Annotated in this window: 23 protein-coding genes; 3 read left to right on the top strand and 20 right to left on the bottom strand. The window is 71.0% G+C overall.

Features of this window, described 5'->3' with window-relative positions; translation table 11 throughout:
- The 3 genes from AMYTH_RS49415 to AMYTH_RS0102180 all read right to left on the bottom strand — a co-directional run bounded on the left by AMYTH_RS49415 (window position 1) and on the right by AMYTH_RS0102180 (window position 1,478).
- A complete protein-coding gene (locus AMYTH_RS49415) occupies window positions 1–141 on the bottom strand; it encodes a hypothetical protein (RefSeq protein WP_167344561.1) in 141 nt (46 codons plus the stop codon).
- Window positions 141–779 (bottom strand): DUF6338 family protein, encoded by a 639-nt coding sequence (locus AMYTH_RS0102185; RefSeq protein WP_027928933.1) that lies wholly within the window; start codon window positions 777–779, stop codon window positions 141–143. The genes AMYTH_RS49415 and AMYTH_RS0102185 overlap by 1 nt, the downstream gene beginning before the upstream one ends.
- 93 nt (window positions 780–872) lie before the next feature.
- Entirely contained in the window at window positions 873–1,478 is a 606-nt protein-coding gene (locus AMYTH_RS0102180; protein ID WP_027928932.1) for a TetR/AcrR family transcriptional regulator, read from the bottom strand.
- Between the two features lie 104 nt (window positions 1,479–1,582).
- Here AMYTH_RS0102180 and AMYTH_RS0102175 point away from each other — a divergent pair, with 104 nt between their 5' ends.
- The gene (locus tag AMYTH_RS0102175) at window positions 1,583–2,779 is read left to right on the top strand and encodes an FAD-dependent oxidoreductase (RefSeq protein ID WP_027928931.1); all 1,197 of its coding nucleotides are present in this window, start codon (window positions 1,583–1,585) and stop codon (window positions 2,777–2,779) included.
- Between the two features lie 2 nt (window positions 2,780–2,781).
- Here AMYTH_RS0102175 and AMYTH_RS0102170 read toward each other — a convergent pair whose 3' ends face one another.
- The 17 genes from AMYTH_RS0102170 to AMYTH_RS0102090 all read right to left on the bottom strand — a co-directional run bounded on the left by AMYTH_RS0102170 (window position 2,782) and on the right by AMYTH_RS0102090 (window position 15,699).
- Window positions 2,782–3,513, bottom strand: coding sequence for an SDR family NAD(P)-dependent oxidoreductase (locus AMYTH_RS0102170; RefSeq protein ID WP_027928930.1), 732 nt, complete (start codon window positions 3,511–3,513; stop codon window positions 2,782–2,784).
- Window positions 3,514–3,581: 68 nt separating this feature from the next.
- Complete coding sequence (locus AMYTH_RS0102165) at window positions 3,582–3,938, bottom strand: hypothetical protein (RefSeq protein ID WP_228684541.1); 357 nt, start codon at window positions 3,936–3,938, stop codon at window positions 3,582–3,584.
- A 29-nt stretch (window positions 3,939–3,967) separates the two neighbouring features.
- Window positions 3,968–4,354, bottom strand: a complete 387-nt coding sequence (locus AMYTH_RS0102160) for an SRPBCC family protein (RefSeq protein WP_027928928.1) — start codon at window positions 4,352–4,354, stop codon at window positions 3,968–3,970.
- Window positions 4,355–4,357: 3 nt separating this feature from the next.
- A complete protein-coding gene (locus AMYTH_RS0102155; protein WP_027928927.1) occupies window positions 4,358–4,543 on the bottom strand; it encodes a tautomerase family protein in 186 nt (61 codons plus the stop codon).
- Window positions 4,544–4,558: 15 nt separating this feature from the next.
- On the bottom strand, window positions 4,559–5,524 hold the full coding sequence (locus AMYTH_RS0102150) for a 5-oxoprolinase subunit C family protein (protein WP_027928926.1): 966 nt from the start codon (window positions 5,522–5,524) through the stop codon (window positions 4,559–4,561).
- Complete coding sequence (locus tag AMYTH_RS0102145; RefSeq protein ID WP_027928925.1) at window positions 5,514–6,404, bottom strand: 5-oxoprolinase subunit B family protein; 891 nt, start codon at window positions 6,402–6,404, stop codon at window positions 5,514–5,516. Before AMYTH_RS0102145 ends, AMYTH_RS0102150 begins: the two co-directional genes overlap by 11 nt.
- Window positions 6,401–7,765 carry an acetyl-CoA carboxylase biotin carboxylase subunit gene (locus AMYTH_RS0102140; protein ID WP_027928924.1) on the bottom strand — a complete coding sequence of 455 codons (1,365 nt, stop codon included), beginning with the start codon at window positions 7,763–7,765 and terminating at the stop codon, window positions 6,401–6,403. Before AMYTH_RS0102140 ends, AMYTH_RS0102145 begins: the two co-directional genes overlap by 4 nt.
- Window positions 7,762–8,010, bottom strand: coding sequence for an acetyl-CoA carboxylase (locus tag AMYTH_RS0102135; RefSeq protein WP_027928923.1), 249 nt, complete (start codon window positions 8,008–8,010; stop codon window positions 7,762–7,764). The genes AMYTH_RS0102140 and AMYTH_RS0102135 overlap by 4 nt, the downstream gene beginning before the upstream one ends.
- Window positions 8,011–8,055: 45 nt before the next feature.
- A complete protein-coding gene (pxpA, locus tag AMYTH_RS0102130; RefSeq protein ID WP_027928922.1) occupies window positions 8,056–8,778 on the bottom strand; it encodes a 5-oxoprolinase subunit PxpA in 723 nt (240 codons plus the stop codon).
- A gap of 21 nt (window positions 8,779–8,799) precedes the next feature.
- Window positions 8,800–9,135: a Rieske 2Fe-2S domain-containing protein gene (locus AMYTH_RS0102125; protein WP_027928921.1), complete on the bottom strand. Its 336-nt coding sequence runs from the start codon at window positions 9,133–9,135 to the stop codon at window positions 8,800–8,802.
- A 13-nt stretch (window positions 9,136–9,148) separates the two neighbouring features.
- On the bottom strand, window positions 9,149–10,177 hold the full coding sequence (locus AMYTH_RS0102120) for a 2Fe-2S iron-sulfur cluster-binding protein (RefSeq protein WP_027928920.1): 1,029 nt from the start codon (window positions 10,175–10,177) through the stop codon (window positions 9,149–9,151).
- A 7-nt stretch (window positions 10,178–10,184) separates the two neighbouring features.
- On the bottom strand, window positions 10,185–11,171 hold the full coding sequence (locus AMYTH_RS0102115) for a ferritin family protein (RefSeq protein WP_027928919.1): 987 nt from the start codon (window positions 11,169–11,171) through the stop codon (window positions 10,185–10,187).
- Entirely contained in the window at window positions 11,168–11,500 is a 333-nt protein-coding gene (locus AMYTH_RS0102110; RefSeq protein ID WP_228684539.1) for an MmoB/DmpM family protein, read from the bottom strand. Before AMYTH_RS0102110 ends, AMYTH_RS0102115 begins: the two co-directional genes overlap by 4 nt.
- A 15-nt stretch (window positions 11,501–11,515) precedes the next feature.
- Window positions 11,516–11,770, bottom strand: coding sequence for a toluene-4-monooxygenase system B family protein (locus AMYTH_RS0102105; RefSeq protein ID WP_027928917.1), 255 nt, complete (start codon window positions 11,768–11,770; stop codon window positions 11,516–11,518).
- 20 nt (window positions 11,771–11,790) lie between these two features.
- Window positions 11,791–13,287, bottom strand: coding sequence for a YHS domain-containing protein (locus AMYTH_RS0102100; protein ID WP_027928916.1), 1,497 nt, complete (start codon window positions 13,285–13,287; stop codon window positions 11,791–11,793).
- Between the two features lie 61 nt (window positions 13,288–13,348).
- Window positions 13,349–14,053, bottom strand: coding sequence for an acetoacetate decarboxylase family protein (locus AMYTH_RS0102095; RefSeq protein ID WP_027928915.1), 705 nt, complete (start codon window positions 14,051–14,053; stop codon window positions 13,349–13,351).
- 125 nt (window positions 14,054–14,178) lie between these two features.
- A complete protein-coding gene (locus AMYTH_RS0102090) occupies window positions 14,179–15,699 on the bottom strand; it encodes a PucR family transcriptional regulator (protein ID WP_027928914.1) in 1,521 nt (506 codons plus the stop codon).
- Window positions 15,700–15,936: 237 nt separating this feature from the next.
- Here AMYTH_RS0102090 and AMYTH_RS0102085 point away from each other — a divergent pair, with 237 nt between their 5' ends.
- Window positions 15,937–16,908, top strand: coding sequence for a 5-oxoprolinase subunit B family protein (locus AMYTH_RS0102085; protein WP_037322142.1), 972 nt, complete (start codon window positions 15,937–15,939; stop codon window positions 16,906–16,908).
- Complete coding sequence (locus AMYTH_RS0102080) at window positions 16,905–17,912, top strand: 5-oxoprolinase subunit C family protein (RefSeq protein ID WP_051362461.1); 1,008 nt, start codon at window positions 16,905–16,907, stop codon at window positions 17,910–17,912. The genes AMYTH_RS0102085 and AMYTH_RS0102080 overlap by 4 nt, the downstream gene beginning before the upstream one ends.
- Window positions 17,913–17,923: the final 11 nt, after the last annotated feature.

The raw sequence follows: 17,923 nt of genomic DNA, 5'->3' as shown, positions 1-17,923 counted from the left end.
TCAGTCCTCGGCGGCCTGCGAGGTGCCGGCGGATCCGGCGGGCGGCTCGTCGGGCTCGGTGACCTCGCGCTTGGGCGTGTAGCCGCGCGACACGCTCGTGCGCAGGACCTCCAGCTCTTCGGGCGTGAGGTCGTGCTCCATCACTTCTCCTTCCCGTGATCCGGCTCGACGAACTCCAGCACGTCGAAGTCCTCCGCCCGCAGGCGCAGGCCCGCGGTCCCCTGGACGCGCACGCCGAAGGTGCCGTCCGGGCCCATCACGCGCGCCGATTCGAGGTACAGCTCCGGCGGGTGCGGGTAGGAGGAGGCGTAGGAGCGGTGGCCGTACCAGCCGCCCGCCCAGTTGCCGTCCTTGAGGCGGACGCGGATGAAGCACGGTTCGCGGTCGCGGAAGGCGTGGTCCCAGGCGGTGGGAGTGCGCAGGTACCGCGAGCCGCGGCGGCGGCGCTCCACCAGCGACACGGCGGCGGCCGCGAGCGCCGGGACGACGAGGAACAGCAGCACGGCCACCGCGCCGACGAGCCGGGGCTGCTGGGTGAAGCCGGTCCAGTCGCCGGGCCCGGTGCCCTTGGCGAGGCGGACGAGCGCAGGCCCGGCGGCGATCGCATAGGCGGCGTCGAGGGCGATCGAGGCGACGATCGCGCGCAGCACCCGTTCGCCGAGGTCGCGCTCCCCCGGCACCGGCCCGCGCCGGCGTTCACGCACGAACTGGTAGGTGATGCCGGGCAGCACGAGGAGGACGAGCAGCGCGAGCTGCACGACCGTCGACGGTGCCTGCATCGCCTCATCTCCTCGCTCGCGGTGGCATGATCACGCTAGCGGCAGGCTCCCCCGGCGCGGCGCGGAACCGCCCGGTTTCCCCCGAACGTCGGCTCAGCCCAGCAGGTAGCGCACGGCGAAGTCGCCGAGGTCCAGCCCGTCCCGCCCGCCGGGGAACTCCGGCCCGTAGGCGGTGCGCACCACCATGGTCGAGAACAACAGGGTGAACACCAGCCGGACCGCCGCGGCCGGGTCCGGGTGCGTCACCGGCGCGCGCAGCACGACCTCGGCGAACCGCTCCCCGACCTCCCGGCTGTACCGGGCGCCGCGGCGGTGGATCTCGGCGTCGGCGCCGGAGATGAGCACCACCGACCGCAGGAACTTCGCGTGCCGGGTGAAGATTCCGTCGAGCTCGCCGACCGCGTCCCGGACGAGCCGTTCCGGGGTCAGCCCGTTCCAGCGCCCGGCGTCGGCGAACACCTCCTGGTCGGCCCGGATCCGGGCGATGCCGTGCTCGTACACGGCCAGGAACAGCGCGTCCTTGTCGTCGACCCGGTCGTAGAGCGCCCGTGGTGCCACGCCCGCCCGCTCGCAGACCGCGGCGATGGTGAAGGCCTCGTAGCCGCCCTCTTCCAGGAGTGCGACCCCCGCGTCGAGCACGCGGTTCCACGCCTCCCGGGTGCGCTTCTGGCGCGGCGGGCGGATCACCGGACTGCCCACTGTTCTCCTCTCCCGAGCTTGACAGAAGCGTAGCGCGCACTTCATTCTTCGTCAGAACGTAGCGATGACTACGGTTTAACCTTGACTCGACGAGGAGCCGGACCATGACCACCCACCGCGTCGCCGTGATCGGCGCCGGCCCGGCCGGGATGGCGACCGCGCTGTCCGTGCACCAGGCCGGCCACGACGTCGTCCTGCTGGAGCGCTACCCGCGGGCCCGGCCGGCGGGCAATATCCTCAACCTGTGGCCGCCGCCCATCAAGGCACTGGGTCTGCTCGGCGTCGACGTGACCGACCTGGGCGCGCCGTGCCACTCGGAGTTCCGCACCGCCGCCGGGCGCACCCGCGCGTCGATCACCCTGCCCGCCGAGGTGGTGCGCGACTACGGCGGCGGGTTCATCGGCCTGCTCCGGCCCGCGCTGTACGAGCGGCTGCTGGCCGCGCTCCCGCCGGGCGTCCTGCGCGTGGACTGTCCTGTTGAGACGGTCGAGCAGGACGAGAGCGGGGTGTCCCTGGCTCTGGCCGGTGGTGACGTGCTGGAGGCCGACGTGGTGGTGGGCGCGGACGGGATCGACTCGCTTCTCCGCCGCACCCTGTGGGGCGAGTCGCCGAAGCGGGAGCACCACCTGCACATCTTCGGCGGCTACACCTTCGACGCGGCCGCTGAACGCGGCCTGTGCGTGGTGTCGCACGACCGGACCGTGCAGGGCAGCTGGACCTCCATCCGGCACCAGGGCCGCGACGGGTTCCAGTGGTGGGTGCTCACCGCGCACGACACGTCGGCTGAGTTCACCGGGGACCTGCATGCCACCGCCACCGCGCTGGCGGCCGGGTTCGCCGATCCGTTGCCGCGCCTGATCGCAGCCACACCGCCGGAAAACCTGCAACGCTGGGTCCTGCGCGACCGCAAGCCGCTGAAGCAGTGGTCACGCGGCCGCGCCACCCTCGTCGGCGACGCCGCGCACCCCACCTCTCCCTACGCCGCCTACGGCGCGGGAATGGCCATTGAGGACGGTTACTTCCTCGGCCGCCGACTGGCCGGGGTCGACCTGTCGGACTACGCCGCGGTGCGCCGCGCGCTGGAGGCGTTCGAGACGCCCCGCAAACCGCACACGGCGCGGCAGTCGCAGCAGGCGTGGCTGCTGGGCAAGGTGTTCCACCGCGCGCCGCGCCCGCTGCGTGCCCTGCGCGACCTCGTCCTCGACCACACGCCGCTGCTGCAGAAGGTCGTCGGCGAGTCCTCCCCCGGCGAGATCCTCGACCAGCTCGACGAGATCGACCGTGCGGAGCGGGCGGTGTAGCCCTACGCCAGGCGGGTGCCGGTGAAGGCCGCGAGCTCGGACACGAGCTCGTCCTGGAACCGCTCGTCCCTGGCGGCGGCGTGCGGCTCGCGCGGCTGCCCGTGGTACCAGTAGCCGCCGGTGGTGCGGGCGCGCGAGTCGTCGCTCGTGGCGAGCCATTCCTGGGTGCGGTGCCCCTCGCGGAGGTCATCGGGGGCGCCCGGGCCGCCCATCTTCGTCGGCACCCAGCCCGGGTCGACCGCGTTCACGGACACGCCGGGCCACAGCCGGGCGACCGCGAACGCCAGCGCCGTCACAAACAACTTGCTGTCCGAATAGGACGCCGTCGCGCGCAGGCCCGCCCAGTCCCGGCCACGCACGTCCGCCCGCCCGCCGTGGTGCATGCCGCTGCTGAGGTAGACCAGCCGCGCCGGACGCCGGATCAGCGCGGTCAGCAGGTAGGGGGCGACGACGTTCACGGGCAGGATGCGCGCGCCGATGTAGACGCCGGCGTTGTGGATCACCGCGTCCACCGGGCCGAGGGCGTTCACCTGCCCGGCGACCCCGCGGGTCTGCCCGGGATCGGACAGGTCCCCGGTGACGGCCTCGGCGCCCCGGTCGATGAGCGCGGACACCGCGGTGAGCCGTGCGTGGTTGCGGGCGTGGAGGACGACCTGGTGCCCGTCGTCGAGCAGGGTCTGGGCGGCCAGGCGGCCGAGGCCGTCGGCGGAACCGGTGATGAAGATGCGTGCCATGGTGCCGCCAGCGTGCTACGTGCCCGCCGCCCGCAGGGAGCGCCACGCCGTTCGGCTCGTCGGCACCGTCAGTGGCAGTAGCTCGCCACCCGGGCGGCGGCCAGGACCGCGGTCGGGCTCGGCAGCCAGCGCTGCCGCGGGTCGGGCGGCACCAGCCACCGCGCGGGCCCCGGCGCGCCCGGCAACGGGATGGCGGTGCCCGAGGTGAGCACCCGGACGTCGGCAGGCAGGCCGTCCAGGTCGCCGGGCAGGACGTCGGCCTCGGCCAGGAAGATCACCACCGGCGGGACGCTCAGGGCCGCCGCGCGGCAGCCCTGGCGTCCCAGGTTCTCCACCACCTGCCCGGCCCGCGCCCGTGGGACGGCCGCCGCGCCGATACCCGCTCCCAGGACCAGATCGGACCCCCGGACCGGCCATCCGAACACGCGGCGGCACTCCGCGGCACCCGGCCGGCTCACAGGAACCCCGGCAAGCCGGCCACCGCCTCGGAGATCGCCTCGTCGAACGCTCCGGCCAGCGACGCGGGTTCGATCTCGGTGCTGTAGACGACCAGCGAGCCGGCGCCGGGCACCTCGATCACGTCGACCGTGCCCAGGTGCGACTCCACGCCGAGGTCGCCGCCGACGACCCGGTACTGGAACCGCCGCAGCACCGGGTCGCGGGTCACCACTTCCTCCTCCAGCCGCGCGCCGTCGCGCAAGGTGACCGTGCGGCGGGTGTCGTCGCCGGTGGAAGCGGTCATCGCGGGGAACCAGTCGGCGATGTTCGCCGCGTCGCCGACCACCTTCCAGACGGCGTCGGGATCGGCGTCGACCAGCACGTGCGAGCGCAGTGTGGCCACGGCTCAGCCGTCCGCGAAGAGTTTGCCCGCGCGGGCCCAGTTCTCGGTGTCCACGTCGGTGAACACGATCCCCACGGAGTCCGGGGCGCACTTGCCGATCCGGCAGATCTCGCGGGTCAGCACCTCGGCCAGCTCGCGCTTCTGTTCCACGGTGCGTCCGGGGAACCAGTCGATGCGGACGTGTGGCATGGCGGTTTTTCCTTTCTAGGCGAGGAGTTCGGCGACGCGACGGGCCCGCTGCCGGTACTCCCGGCGGGCGGCGAGCGCATCGTCGAGGGTGACGTCGACGAACCGGGTGCGGGTGCCCGGCGCGGACTGGGCGACCAGGTCGAGGTCGCAGCTGATGACGGTGGCGATCATCATGTAGCCGCCGCCGGACACCGCGTCCCGGTGCAGGATGATCGGCTCCACCCCGCCCGGCACCTGGATGGATCCGATCGGGTACGGGGCGTCGACGATGTTCGACGGGTCCTGTCCGGCGCCGAACGGCGGTGTTCGGTCGACCGTCTCCAGCTCGCCGCCCTGGTACCGGAATCCGACGCGGTCGGCGACCGGGGTCAGCGTCCAGGTCGTGTCGAGGAAGCCGCGCCGTCCGGCGCCGGTGAGCACGTGGTCGTACAGGCCCATCACGACCCGGACCTCGATCTCCTTGGCCAGGGCGGGCCTGAGCTCGTCGGGCAGCGACCGGCCGGGGGTCCCGCCGCCGGGCCCGATCGGCAGCACGTCGCCGGGCACCAGCGGGCCGCCGGACACCCCGCCGAGCTTGCCGAGACCGTAGGTGGAGCGGCTGCCGAGCACGACGGGCACGTCGATGCCGCCGCCGACCGCCAGGTAGGCCCGCGCGCCCCGTTTGACGTAGCCGAAGTCCAGGACGTCGCCTGCCCGCACGGGGAACGCCTCCCACAGCGGCCGCTCCTCCCCGTTGACCCGCGGTGGCAGGTCCGCGCCGGTGATCGCCACCACGGCGTCCTCGGTGAACAGCAGTTCCGGCCCGAGGTAGACGCATTCGAGCGCGGCGGCGCCGGGTTCGTTGCCGACCAGCCGGTTGGCGACCGTCAGCGAGTACTGGTCGAGCGCGCCGGACGGCGGGATCCCGACGTCGTAGTAGCCGCTGCGGCCGGTGTCCTGGACTGTGGTGGACAGGCCTGGTTTGCGCACCTCAATCGGCACGGAGCACCTCCAGCAGGCGGGTGTTGACACCGTCCGGGTCGTCCAGGAACGGTTTCAGCGCGAAGTCGACCGGCCGGGAACGGATGCGGAAGGTCCCGGCCTCGACCTCGGCGACCAGGTCGTCGTAGCGGTCCCGGTCGACCGGGGCGAACCGCACGATGTCGCCGGGGCGGAAGAAGACCATGAAGTCGGCGAAGTCCGGCGCGGACTGCGACGGGTCGTAGATCGGCGCGGGCGTGATACCGAACATCTGGTACCCGCCGGCGCCGCGGACGGAGTAGATGCACCCGAAGCAGCCGCCGTGCCCCACCGTCTGCTTGGGGGTGTCGGTGCGGGGGCGCAGGTACTTCGGGACGACGAGCTGACGCTCCTGCGGCACCATCTGGTACATGAACGGCAGTCCCGCCACGAACCCGACCATCGAGGTGAACCACGGGGAACCGGAGTGCACGCGGATGAATTCGTCGGCGTCGGCGAGCCCGTTGATCCTGGCCGCGTACTCGATGTCGGTGGCGTCCGGGTCCTGGTGCCGGTCGCGGAACCGCATGAGCGTCTCGGTGGTCCACGGATCCCGGTACAGCACGGGGATTTCGACCACGCGGGTGGCGAGGCTGAAGTCGGAGGCGTCGCCGACCTTCCGCTCGATGTCGCGCAGGTGCCCGAGCAGCTTCTCGGGTTCGATGACGTCCGGGTCGTACCGCACCTGGTAGGAGGCGTTGGCCGGGCAGATCTCCAGCACGCCGTCGGGCCGATCCGCACGCAGCGACGTCGTGATCGCCATGGCGCGGAAGTTGGCCCGCAGGCTCATCGACTCGGCGAGCTCGACGAAGATGTGCTCGTCACCGCCCCAGCTGTAGCGGGCTTCCGCGGCGCCGCTCATGCGCTCACCCCCGTCGCCGCGCGCTGGGCCAGCCACTGTTCGAGCGTGCCGGTGCCGAAGCTGCCGTCGGCGAACCACGGCTCGTCGAGCAACTCCAGCAGCAGGCTCGTGGTGCTCGGCACCCCGTCGATGACCAGTTCGGACAGTGCCCGGCGGGACCGCGCCAGCGCGGTGGCCCGGTCGTGCCCCCAGACCACGACCTTGGCCACCAGGGAGTCGTAGTAGGGCGACACCTGGCTGCCCGGCGCCAGCCACGTGTCGGTGCGCACCCACGGGCCGCCGGGCAGGTGGACGTGGGCGATGCGGCCGGGGCCGGGCATGAAGTTCTTGTCCGGGTTCTCCGCGCACACCCGGAACTCGACGGCGTGCCCGCGCGCGGTCACGTCGCTCTGCCGGATGCCGAGCTCCTCCCCCGCCGCGATGCGCAGCTGCTCGGCGACCAGGTCGATGCCGGTGATCAACTCGGTGACCGGGTGCTCCACCTGGATCCGGGTGTTCATCTCGATGAAGAAGAACTCGCCGGTCTCGTCGTCGACCAGGAATTCGCAGGTGCCCGCGCTGCGGTAGCCGACCTGGCGGCACAGGCGGACCGCCGCCGCGGTCATCTCCGCGCGGATGCGCTCGTCGATCCCCGGCGAGGGCGCCTCCTCGACGACCTTCTGCCGCCGTCGCTGCAGGGAGCACTCCCGCTCGAACACGTGGATCGCGTCGGTCCCGTCGCCGAGGACCTGCACCTCGACGTGCCGGGCGTTGCGGACGAACCGTTCGAGGTACATCCGGCCGTCGCCGAAGGCGCTGGCCGCCTCGCCGGAGGCCTGCGGGAACGCGGCCACCAGTTCGGCCTCGTCGGCCACGACGCGGATCCCGCGGCCGCCACCGCCGGCGGCGGCCTTCAGCATCACCGGGTACCCCGTCTCGCGTGCCGCGGCGACCGAGGCGGCGACGTCGGCGACACCGTCCGGGGTGCCCGGCACGGTGGGCACCCCGGCGGCGGCCGCCACCTGGCGGGCACGCACCTTGTCGCCCATCTGCTCGATCACGTCGGCGTCGGGCCCCACGAAGGTGAGGCCGGCGTCGGCGACCGCGGCCGCGAAAGCGGCCCGTTCGGACAGGAACCCGTAGCCGGGGTGGACCGCGTCCGCGCCGGAGTCCCGGGCCGCCGACACGATCGCCTCCGGCACCAGGTAGCTCTTGGTGGCCGGGGCCGGTCCGATGTTGACGACCGTGTCGGCGAGCAGGGCGTGCTGGGCGTGCCGGTCGGCGTCGCTGGCGACCGCGACGGTTTCGATGCCGAGGTCGCGGGCCGCCCGGATGATCCGCACCGCGATCTCGCCGCGGTTGGCGATCAGCAGGCGCTTCACGACTCGACCTCGAGCACCACGAGGACCTGCCCGGCCTCCACGACGGACTCGCCCTCTGCGGCGAAGTCGACGACGGTTCCCTCGGCGCCTGCCTCCACCGGGTAGAACGACTTCATCACCTCGACCAGGCCCACCGTGTCCCCGGCGGAGACGTGCTGGCCGGGTTTGACGTAGTCCGGGCTGTCCGGGTCCGGTTTGCGGTAGAAGACGCCGGGGATCGGGGACAGGACCTCGTGTCGGGTCATCGGAGCACCTCGCTGTGACTCGTTGATGGGACGGGTGGGGAGGTTTCAGCTCAGGTACGGCTTGAGCGCCTCGTAGACGCTCTTGGCCAGGTCGACCGCTCCCGGCGTGTCGGAGTGCACGCAGATGCAGTCGGCCCGCATGGGAATGTCCTTGCCGTTGACGGAGGTGGCCACGCCTTCGGTGACGGCGCGGACCGCGCGTTCGGCGGCGAGGGCGGGGTCGTAGGCGATGTGCTCGCGGGTGATGATGAGCGAGCCGTCGTCGCGGTAGTCGAGGTCGGTGTAGTACTCGGCGATGAAGCCCTGCGGGCGACGGCCCCACACCTTTTCGTGCACCGTGCCGGCCATCCCCATGAGCGGGACGTCGAAGACGTCGGCGGCGGCGGCGATGGCGGCGGCCACCGACTCGTCCCGGGACGCGAGCCCGTAGAGCGCGCCGTGCGGTTTGATGTGGTTCAGCGGCATCCCCTCGCCCTGGAGAAAACCGTTGAGCGCGCCCACCTGGTAGACCACGGACGCGGTCAGCTCCTCCGGGTCGAGCTTCATCTCGCGGCGCCCGAACCCGTCCCGGTCCGGGAAGGACGGGTGCGCGCCCACCTTCACCGAGTGTTCCTTGGCGAGGGCGACGGTCTTGCGCATCACGACCGGGTCGGCGGCGTGGAAACCGCACGCCACGTTCGCGACCGTGATGTAGGGCATGATGCCCTCGTCGTCGCCGCAGCGGTAGATGCTGTAGGCCTCGCCCATGTCGCAGTTGATCGCAACCATTGTGCCGGATTCCTTGTCTGGTCAGGAGTGGGCGACCTTGGGGGTGTCGCCGTCGGGGTCGATGTAGATGTCGTCGCCGTCGAGCTTGACCGGGTAGCGCGCCAGCTCGGCGTGTCCGGGGTTGATGCCTTTGCAGGTGGTCAGGTCGAACGTCCACAGGTGGCTCTTGCAGGTCAGGGTCTTCTTGTCGAGCTCCCCTTCGACGAGTTCGACCTGCTGGTGCGGGCAGATGGCCTGGGTGGCGACGACGTCGCCGCCGTCGAGGTGGGCGACGAGGATCTCCTTGTCGCCGACCTCGAAGGACTCCATCTCGCCCTCCCAGACGTCATCCAGGCTGCAGACCCGAACGAAAGCCATGGGTGTTCCTTTCTCAGCAGAAGCGGTCGAAGTACAGGTGGTCGGCCGCCAGACCGCCCTCGACCACGAGGGCCCTGGCGAGGGCGTCGGTCATCGCGGGCGGCCCCGCCGCGTAGTAGGTGAAGTCCCGGATCTTCTCGCCGAAGGTGCCGACGACGGCCTCGTGGACGAAGCCGCGGAAGGGCGCGATGCCGCACTCGGGCTGCGGGTCGCACCCGTCGGCGGCCGAGACGGCGGTGCGGACGTGCAGTGCCCGCAGGCGGCGGCGGGCGACGAGGACCGCGTCGGGGATGTGGATGTCCGCCTCGGTCCGGCCGCCGATGAAAAGGTGCGCCGTGCGGTCCACGGCGTCCGGGAGCGCGGCCGCGCCGAGGATGATCGAGATCATCGCGCCCAGTCCGCTGCCGCCCGCCACGCACACGATGTCGCGGTTGCGTTCCGGCCGCAGGTAGGCGTGGCCGTAGGGGCCGTCGATCACCACGGCCGACCCGACCTCGAGCTTGTCGAACAGGATGGACGTCGCCTGCCCGTCCGGGGCGCGCTTGACGACGAACTTCCATTCCCGGCTGCTGTTGCCCAGGTTGCTCATCGAGTAGGCGCGTTCGACCCGCCCGTCGGGCAGGTGGATCATCGCGTACTGGCCGGGCGCGAACTCGGCGCGCTCCTCGGCGGTGAACACGAACTCCGACATGTCGTGGGTGAGCGGCCGCACCGCGCTCAGCAGCGCGGTCTGGGTCACCGGCCGGTAGGTGGTCACCTCGGCGGGCTCGGGAACGCGCACGACGCAGTCGGACAGCGGTTCGCTCTGGCAGGCCAGCCGACGTCCCCGGCGGCGGTCGCGTGCGGTGAGTCCGGGCGCGCCTGGCCGCCGGTCCCGCACTTCGCCGTCGACGAGTTCGTACCGGCAGCTGCCGCAGGAACCGCTGTTGCACTCGTAGCTGAGTCCGACTCCCGCGCGGAGGGCGGCACGCAGCAGCGTGTCGCCCTCCGCGCAGGAGAAGCGAACGCCGGTCCCCTCGACAAGGACGTGGTGTCCGGTCATGGCGATCTCAGTTCCCCAGCCCGAGGTGCCGCTGGAAGGCCCGCACCGCGGCGATGGCGTTGTCGGAGGCTTCCGCGTTCTCGGCCACCTCGTCGCCGTAGGCCCGGATGGCCTTCGTGGCCAGCGGCTGCCACTTGTCCACCCATTCCGTGAGCTTCGGCAGGTTCTCGTCGACCTCGGCCATGTGCCGCACGAGGGCCTCGGTCCAGCGGCGGGAGCGTTCACTGTCGCGCAGCGCGGCTTCGGTGAGCAGCGCGTGCAGGGTGTCGCCGTGCCGGCGGGAGCTGACACCCAGCTGGCGCAGCACGATCTCGTCCACGGCCGGCTTGGCCACGACGTTCAGCGCGACGAACGCCTCGGCCCAGTCGAAGGTGGTGAGCTGGCGCTCCATCAGTTCCCGGAACCCCTGCCAGGCGGGCAGTTCCTCCCACAGCTCGCGTTCCCGCTCACCGAACCCGGCGTTCGGATGGGCGAGCTTGAGTTCGGCCGTCCGGTAGGCCACATTGGACAGCCACCGCAGCTGGTCGGCGGTCTGGAAGGCGGCGCAGTTGGCGATGGTGCTCGCGGGCGCCATGTGGACCAGGTAGGCGCTGGCCATCTGGATGGTGTGCAGCAGGTAGCGGCTCGGGGTGTAGAGCTGGGCGAGGGTCGCGACCCACTCGGGTGCGAGCCCCTTGTCGTGGCCCTCGGCGTTGTGCTGGTCCAGCAGGCCCTCGACGTAGGTCTCCTGGCCGTCCTGGAGGATGTTGTAGGTGCGGTAGACCAGCTCGTCGGGGTCGCGGAAGGCGTTCCAGTCCGGGTGGGTGACCGGGCTGCCGTTGCGGTTCTTGCGGTAGAAGTCCGCCATGAACCCGGTGTGCCCGACGTCCCAGGGCTGTTCGGCGTCGCGCGTGTGCCACAGCAGGTTGGTGGACACGATCTCGTACTCGCTGGGCTTGCGGCGCCGGGCGGCGAGGTGGCCCCAGGTCTTGAGTGGCTTCAGCGGCGCGCTCATGCGAGAGCCCCCTTCTGGTCGGTGTTCGCGGCCTGCTGGTGGCCGTGGTAGAAGCGGTAGACGTCGCTGCTGGTGTCGATCCGCCCGACGAACGAGGGCATGATCAGTTCGAGCTCGGACATCTTGAACGGGCGGCCGAGTTCCTCGGCGATGGTCGCGCGGCGCAGCACGCATTCCCCGCCCTCGACCTCGATCCGCACGTAGGAGCCGCGGTCGCGGACGTCGACGCGCCGTCCGGCGTTGTCGATCACGGCCGCGTCGGCCACGGCCCTGGCGACCTCGCCGGTCTGGAGGACCGGGCCGACCGGGTCGATGATGGGATCAGTCACGCTCACCGGTCCTCCTCACTCGAAGTAGATTTCGACGCATTCGGTCGGCTCCAGGCCGGAGTCGGCGACCGTGGTGGTGCGGGGGTAGGGCGTTTCGGCGCCCTGCTTGCGGACGCGCAGGGTGCGGCCGGGCTGGTCGGCGACGTGGATGCCCACGGCGTTGGCGGCGGCAGCGGCGGCCACCTGGTCCATCGTGTCGCCCGAGTCGACCGGCAGCAGTTTGATGACGAAGTCGCCGTGGAAGTGCGCGGCGAGCGGGATCACGGCCATCGTGGTGTCCTCCTGGGGTGTCAGCCGGCCTTGGCGAGTTGCTTGCGGTAGGTCTCCACCCAGGCGAACCCGTGGGCGTCGTCGCCGCCGGGGCCGACGGTGCCCAGGCCCATGTACTCCAGGACGCCGCCGAGGTCGGCGGGCTGGATGTCGCCGCCGAGGAACCGGTCGACCAGGTTCTTGTGGTGGCGGTAGCGCTCGGGGTCGTCCTCGAAGATCCACTTGTCCACTTCGGACGCGAAGTGGTAGCGGCGTCCTTCGTGGACGATCGAGATGTCGCGCAACGTCTGCGACGGGGTGCCGACGATGGGCAGCTGGGACACGTTGCAGATCACCGGCAGCGTGCCCGGGACGGTCTTGTCGGTCCGGCCGTGCACGAAGTTGTCGATCATGACGTCCCACACCTTGCCGAAGGTGTCGTTCCAGCCCGGGTACTTCTCCTCCAGCCAGTCCCGTTCCTCCGGGCTGACGCCCGCGGCCGGGTTCCACCACAGGGTGGGCCGCCAGGAGTAGGTGCCCAGGTGCTGGCCGTGGTGGTGCTCGGAGATGTCCCGCAGGAAGATGTCCCAGTACCAGGGCTTGGACAGGCCGAGGTCCTCCAGTGACCGCATGAACTGCGTGACGATCCACTCCTCCATGAACTCCTTGAAGGAGGCCTCGCGCACCTCCAGCGGGACGTAGTAGTCCATCGGGATGCCGGACAGGATCGTGAACAGCCGGTAGGACCGCCAGAACGCGATGTCGATCTTCTTCTGGGCGACGTCCTTCTGCCCGTTCTCGATCAGCATCTGCAGCAGCGGGGTGCCCAGCTGCGCGTGCCGCGCCTCGTCGGACTGGATGCTCTGGATGAGCTTGGAGAAGGTGAAGTCGCCTGCCTTCGCGGCGTCCCCGGACAGGCCGATGAACTGCAGGTTGGTGAAGCCGGTCTCGAAGGAGAAGTTGGCGAAGATCGACGTGGACAGTGCGTCGCGGGTCATCATGACGTCGTCGAAGAAGTGGCGGGCGCCCAGCGTCACCCAGTTGTCGGTGAACATCGCCGCGTGGGACCACTCGAACTGCCGGTCCTTGCTGACGTATTCGTGCGGGAAGTAGAGCTGGATCTGGCCGTGCCGGATCTCGTCGAGCATGCCGAAGGTCGCCATGTTGCGCATGCCGGGGGCCTTGGACCAGCGGATGAAGCGGGCTTCCTGGAACGAGGCGCCGTACTCGACGAGCGCGACGGCGGCGTAGTGCTCCTTGAGGATGGAGATCCACCCCGGATCGGCCTTGTTGTACAGGTCGGCGCGCTCGAGCGCGGCCTTGACCGAATAGGCGCCGGCGTCCTTCTGCCGCTGGATGTCGACGTATTCGCGGTAGCTGATCTTGTAGGGCTCGTCGTAGGTCGACCAGATCTCGTCGGGCAGCCCCTCCCCGCCGGAGAGCTCCGGCGGGAAGAGTTCGGCCAGGGTCACGTACCGCGGTGTCCACTCGGTGTCGCGCGCGATGTCGTACCACTGCGCGCGTTCCAGCAGAGCCATGCTGTTGCTCCTCGGGATGTCGGGGCGGATGTCGATGCGGGTTGCCGGGCAGCCGGACGGGTCAGCTGCCGTGCTCGGATCCCAGCGGCCCTTCGCCGCCGGGGTAGACGAAGGACATGGAGGGCGCGTAGAAGCCGAACGTCACCTGCAGGGGGTCGGCGGGCCGCAGCTGGTAGGTCGGGTGGTTCTCGTCGAGGAACTCGAAGGACCGCACCTGGAAGTGCTCGGCCAGATCGGCGACGTAGGCGTAGCGTCCGCTGTGGAACTCCCCGTCGCGCCGGGTGATGTACCGGAGTTGCCCGGCGGCCCGCTGGGGTGTGCCCACGGTGACCGTCGCGGTCGTGCGGATGACCGGCCTGCCGTCCAGATGGGTGGTGGCGACGAGGGTGTCGCCACTGAGGGTCAGTGTCGTGTGGCCGGGTTCCCCCGCCGGGACGCCGTGTTCCCTGGCGTACCGGCTCATCACGTCGGAGCTGTTGTAGTAGTGGGTCCACCACCGCCCCGGCACCCCGGCCTCGGTGTCCAAACCGGACAGGTTGACACCGAGGTAGGTCAGGGAGTAGGCGCCGAAGGATTCCGCTCCCACGGCCGAGGTCTGGTCGGGGCCGTCGACGACGTACTGGTTGATGTAGCAGGAACAGTCGCCGGCCGGGCTGAGCCCCTCGGGCACCAGCTTGGCGACGGCGTCCGGATCCGCGGGCACCCAGACGAGGTAGAGGGTGCGGGAGCAGGTCACCAACTGCGGCGGATGCAGTGCCGTGCCCATTTCGCCTCCTGGTTCACCGTTGAACGTCTTGCGATGAACAGACTCGGCGAAGTGCGGCGGGGCGGGTAGTGCGCATCTTGGACAACCCGGCGGCGGCCGGTGCCACTCGGGAGTACCGGCGGACGTCAGAGCTGGTCATCGAGCTGCAGGGCGATCCACAGCTCGGCGCGGGTCGTCGGATCGTCGATCTCCCGCCCCAGCGCTTCGACCACCTTGCCCATCCGGTACCGCAGCGTGTGCCGGTGGATGCCCAGGGCCGAGGCGGACGCGTCGGACTGGCCGTTGTGGGCCAGGAAGGTCCGCAGCGTGTGGCGTAGGTCCACCTTGGAGTTGTTCTTCTTGTCGGTCAGTGGCGCGAGCAGGGCCGAGGCCCATCCGCGCGCTTCGTCCGTGTCGAGGTGACGCATCAAGCCGGCGGTGGCGACGTCCCCGGCACTGGTCAGCCTCCCGGCGGTTCCGGGCGCGCTGTTGAACACCGATCGGACCTGCCGCCATGCCTCGGGCAGGTCCTTGGCGGGAGTGGGGTCGCTGACCGCGCCGCGGGCGAGGGGGATGCGGCGCAGCAGCGCTTCCAGTGTGCGGGTGTCGCCTTCGGCGGGTGGCATCAGGACGACCACCCGCCCGCGCTCCCACTCCGCCACGAGCGCGCACACGTTCCGCAACCCGTAGTCGCCCTCGGCGTGTTCGAGCAGTTCCAGCTCGTGGCCCGAGGGCACGCCGAGGATGGCCACCCGCAGGTCCCCTTCGGGCAGGTCGGTGCCCAGCGCGTGGCCGATCGAGGCGGCCAGGCGGATGTCGCCCTCCACGGCGGCTTTGAAGACGGCGAGCCGCTGCCTGCGCTCGCTGTCCAGGACTCCCCAGGCGCTGTGCAGGTCGGCGCACAGCAGGGACACCGCCGTCGTGACGATGCTCTGCTCGGCGCTGGTCAAGGGCGTGGACCGGCCGATCGCGAGGAATCCGCGGATCCGGCCGCGGACGGTGAGCGGCAGCAGCACGACGGCCTCACCGGCGACGGTCATGCTCAGGCTCGAGGACGTGCCCCGTTCCCGCAGCCGGGGCAGTTCGATGCGGATGCGAGGCACGTGCATGCGCCCGGCGGGCGCGCCCGCGCGCACCGCCCCGTCGACGTCGAGGAGCACCGTCCAGCCGCGCAGCGCCTTGGCGAGCCGCTCGACGATGGCCCGGGCGGCGTAGGACGACAGCGAAGCGCGCGTGAGGTCCCGTTGAGCGGCGACGGCGTAGGTGAGTTCCTTCTGCCGTTCGTCGGAGATGAAGTCGGCGACGACCCTGCTGATGGCCGCGAATCCGGTGTCGTGGGGAACCGACAGCAGCGGCAGGCCGGTCTCCTCGGCCGCGGCGACCAGGTCCTCCGGCACGTCGGGGTAGAACGAGCTCACCCCGAACCCGAGCGCGACCGCTCCGGCTTGGGCCAGCCGCCGCACGTACTCCCGTCGTTCGGCGAAGCCGGGCGCCAGGCGCGAGCCGGTGGTCAGCACGAGTTCCCCGCCGTCGATGTAGGGCGAGGGATCGGGCAGTTCGCTGATCAAGGCCCAGGTCACCGCGCTGCGACAGGCTTCCGGCGACCCCGCGACCTGCGACAGCTTGAGGTCCGGTCGGTCGAGGAGTTTCTCGACGGTGAGCGGCATCCTTGCCTCCCGAGTGCTGGCCTGCCGGCCCGGCGGTGTGGTGGTGGCCAGGAATCGTAAACCGCTCCGGCGGGCGCGCGGGTTGAACGACGGCCAAGCGATGGCGGCGCCGAAGAGGCGGAAACTCCAAGCTGGACAACACCCTGCGGCGATCTGTACAAACCGGAGAACGAACCGGAACCCTCCGGCCGGGGAGAATCCGGACCGGGATCAGTGAGCGGACAGGGAGGTCCAGGGATGTCGGCGATCATCACGACTGCCGAGCCCCGTGCCGGCCGTCCGAAAGTGACCTACCGGACGGCGGGCGACCGGGCGGTGCTCGTCGAGTACGGGCACACCATCCCGGTCGACCTCAGCGTCAACTTCTTCGCGCACGCCTCGGCGCAGCACCTCGCCGACCACCCCGTGCGTGGTGTGCTGGAAGTCGCGCCCGGGCTGAGATCGCTGCTGGTCTACTACGATCCCGCCGTCATCGGCCAGGACCGGGTCGTGGTCGCGCTGGAGGAGCTGCACGACGACATCCCGGAGCCCGCGTCGATCGTGCTGCCGAGCCGGCGGCTGACGCTGCCCATCGCCTTCGACGACTCCGCGTCCCGCGAGGCCGTCAACCGCTACCGGATCAGCACCCGCCCCGACGCGCCGAATGTCGTGGACGGCAACAACATCGACTACCTGGTGCGCTACAACGGACTGCCGAACCGGGAGGCGTTCGCCGAACGGATCCTGCGGACGGAGTGGTGGAACGCGTTCACCGGCTTCTACCCGGGCCTGCCGTCGCTGCTGCCGCTGGATCCGCGGTCGGAGATCATCGCGCCGAAGTACAACCCGGCGCGGGGCTGGACGCCGGAGGGCGCGGTCGCGCTCGGCGGGCCGTGCCTGGTGATCCACCCGATCGAGTCGGTGGGCTCGTACCAGCTGTTCGGACGGACGCTGCCGATCTCGAACCTGGTGCGCCAGCCCCGCTCGCACCGGATCGACCCGATCCTGATCCACCCCGGCGACCGCATCACGTTCGTCGAGGTCACCGAAGGGGAGCTGATCGAACTGCGGCGGCAGGTGTTCGAGGGCCGTTACGACTACGCGATCGAACCGGGCCGGTACGCGGTGGCCGACCACCTGAAGCTCGGCTCGGATCCGGAGGTGGCGGCCGAAGCGCAACGGCGGCGCGCCACCCGGGGCGCGGCGCAGGAGCTGGTGAAGGTTCCGTGAGCGCCCGATCGGCGGGCCAGGCGGTTCCCGCGCTCGAGATCATCGACCCGGGCCTGCAGACGACCGTGCAGGACTATCCGGGCCGGCGTGGGCGGCAGGCTCTGGGTTTCTTCCCGTCCGGGCCGGTCGATCCGCTCGGGCTGCAGGTGGCGAACGTCCTCGTCGGCAACCGTCCCGGTGCGGCGGCGCTGGAGATCCCGCTGGGCCGGTTCCAGGCGGTGATCCTGCGTGCCGGGCTGATCGCGATCACCGGCCCGGACGCCGGGGTGACGCTCAACGGTGAGCCGGTTCCGTTGTGGGAAGCGGTGTCCGTCGCCGAGGGGGACGTGCTGTCGTGCGCGGTCATCCGGGGCGCCGGTTATCGCCGGTATCTCGCGGTGAGCGGGGGAATCGCGGTGGACGAGGCGTTCGGCTCGCGGTCCACGTTGCTGGTGGCGGGCATCGGCGGTCACGACGGGCGGGCGCTGGAACGGGCGGACGTCCTCGACGCCTATCCGGCGGGCGGCGCCCGTCAGCGCAGGCGGATGCCGGTGTCCCTGCGCCCGCACTACACGGACAGCTGGGAGATCGAGGTCCTCCGTGGTCCCCACGCCGATCCGGATTTCCTCACCGCGCAGGACTTCGAGGACTTCCTGGGCGCGTGCTGGCGGTGCGACCTGAATTCGGACCGGACCGGCGTGCGGTTCAACCCGCACCGGTTCCAGTGGGCGCGGACGTCGGGCGACGTGGCCGGCGGGCACCCGTCGAATCTCCTGGACACCAGTTATCCCTACGGCGGGATCCTCGCCTACGGTGACGTGCTCACGATCCTCGGCCCGGACAGCAACACCTCGGGCGGGTTCGCGGTGATCGCCACGGTCGCCCACGCGGCGCTGAGCAAGGTCGGGCAGCTCCGCCCCGGGCGCGACGTGGTCCGCTTCCGGGAGATCAACCTGCACCAGGCCGCGGCGATGCAGAGCCACCTGGACCAGCTGCTGGACCCGCGCCACTTCGAGACCGTCTGACCCCGCGCCCG

This window comes from Amycolatopsis thermoflava N1165, assembly GCF_000473265.1.
GTDB lineage: Bacteria > Actinomycetota > Actinomycetes > Mycobacteriales > Pseudonocardiaceae > Amycolatopsis_E > Amycolatopsis_E thermoflava.
This window is presented reverse-complemented; position numbering and strand designations above follow the sequence as displayed.

Bases quoted from the DNA above. Each gene is read 5' to 3' on its own strand.
- AMYTH_RS49415 (WP_167344561.1), bottom strand. From the start codon at position 141: ATGGAGCACGACCTCACGCCCGAAGAGCTGGAGGTCCTGCGCACGAGC.
- AMYTH_RS0102185 (WP_027928933.1), bottom strand. From the start codon at position 779: ATGCAGGCACCGTCGACGGTCGTGCAGCTCGCGCTGCTCGTCCTCCTC.
- AMYTH_RS0102175 (WP_027928931.1), top strand. From the start codon at position 1,583: ATGACCACCCACCGCGTCGCCGTGATCGGCGCCGGCCCGGCCGGGATG.
- AMYTH_RS0102170 (WP_027928930.1), bottom strand. From the start codon at position 3,513: ATGGCACGCATCTTCATCACCGGTTCCGCCGACGGCCTCGGCCGCCTG.
- AMYTH_RS0102155 (WP_027928927.1), bottom strand. From the start codon at position 4,543: ATGCCACACGTCCGCATCGACTGGTTCCCCGGACGCACCGTGGAACAG.
- AMYTH_RS0102145 (WP_027928925.1), bottom strand. From the start codon at position 6,404: ATGAGCGGCGCCGCGGAAGCCCGCTACAGCTGGGGCGGTGACGAGCAC.
- AMYTH_RS0102135 (WP_027928923.1), bottom strand. From the start codon at position 8,010: ATGACCCGACACGAGGTCCTGTCCCCGATCCCCGGCGTCTTCTACCGC.
- pxpA (WP_027928922.1), bottom strand. From the start codon at position 8,778: ATGGTTGCGATCAACTGCGACATGGGCGAGGCCTACAGCATCTACCGC.
- AMYTH_RS0102125 (WP_027928921.1), bottom strand. From the start codon at position 9,135: ATGGCTTTCGTTCGGGTCTGCAGCCTGGATGACGTCTGGGAGGGCGAG.
- AMYTH_RS0102120 (WP_027928920.1), bottom strand. From the start codon at position 10,177: ATGACCGGACACCACGTCCTTGTCGAGGGGACCGGCGTTCGCTTCTCC.
- AMYTH_RS0102115 (WP_027928919.1), bottom strand. From the start codon at position 11,171: ATGAGCGCGCCGCTGAAGCCACTCAAGACCTGGGGCCACCTCGCCGCC.
- AMYTH_RS0102105 (WP_027928917.1), bottom strand. From the start codon at position 11,770: ATGGCCGTGATCCCGCTCGCCGCGCACTTCCACGGCGACTTCGTCATC.
- AMYTH_RS0102100 (WP_027928916.1), bottom strand. From the start codon at position 13,287: ATGGCTCTGCTGGAACGCGCGCAGTGGTACGACATCGCGCGCGACACC.
- AMYTH_RS0102095 (WP_027928915.1), bottom strand. From the start codon at position 14,053: ATGGGCACGGCACTGCATCCGCCGCAGTTGGTGACCTGCTCCCGCACC.
- AMYTH_RS0102090 (WP_027928914.1), bottom strand. From the start codon at position 15,699: ATGCCGCTCACCGTCGAGAAACTCCTCGACCGACCGGACCTCAAGCTG.
- AMYTH_RS0102085 (WP_037322142.1), top strand. From the start codon at position 15,937: ATGTCGGCGATCATCACGACTGCCGAGCCCCGTGCCGGCCGTCCGAAA.